Raw genomic sequence first — 428 nt, 5'->3', positions numbered from 1 at the left:
CTAGGACGCGGACTCATTAGCTGATGCGATCCATATCCTTGTCGCTGCAAGTTTGAGGGCGGCGAGATAGTTGTCGGCACGTCTGTCGTATCGGGTTGCCAAGCCCCGCATCTGTTTGATGCGATTGAAGAAGCGTTCTACCTGATTGCGCTGACGGTAGACCCATCGACTGAAGCTGAATGTCTTTTTGCGGTTGGTCTTTGCGGGGATGTTGGCCCAACACCTGCGTTGTTTGGCAAAGTGACGAATGGCATCGGTGTCATATGCCTTGTCGGCAAGGATCGTTGCTCCGGGCTGAACGTCGCTCAGCAGCTTTTCAGCCATGGGGGCATCAGCAGCCTGACCTGCGGTTAATTCCAGGCGAACCGGCAAACCATCGGCATCGACAAGTGCGTGGATCTTGGTTGTCAGGCCGCCACGCGAACGTC

General features: G+C 55.8%; 1 protein-coding gene. It reads right to left on the bottom strand.

Annotated elements, in window-relative coordinates; translation table 11 throughout:
* Positions 1-428, bottom strand: a 428-nt coding sequence (locus tag MRBLMR1_RS29145; RefSeq protein WP_500067081.1) for an IS5 family transposase, incomplete at its 5' end; no start/stop codon positions are given.

It is taken from the genome of Neorhizobium sp. LMR1-1-1.1 (assembly GCF_040675795.1).
Classification (GTDB): domain Bacteria; phylum Pseudomonadota; class Alphaproteobacteria; order Rhizobiales; family Rhizobiaceae; genus Neorhizobium; species Neorhizobium cellulosilyticum.
Note: the sequence above shows the minus strand (reverse complement) of the source record. Positions and strands in the feature narration are given on the sequence as shown.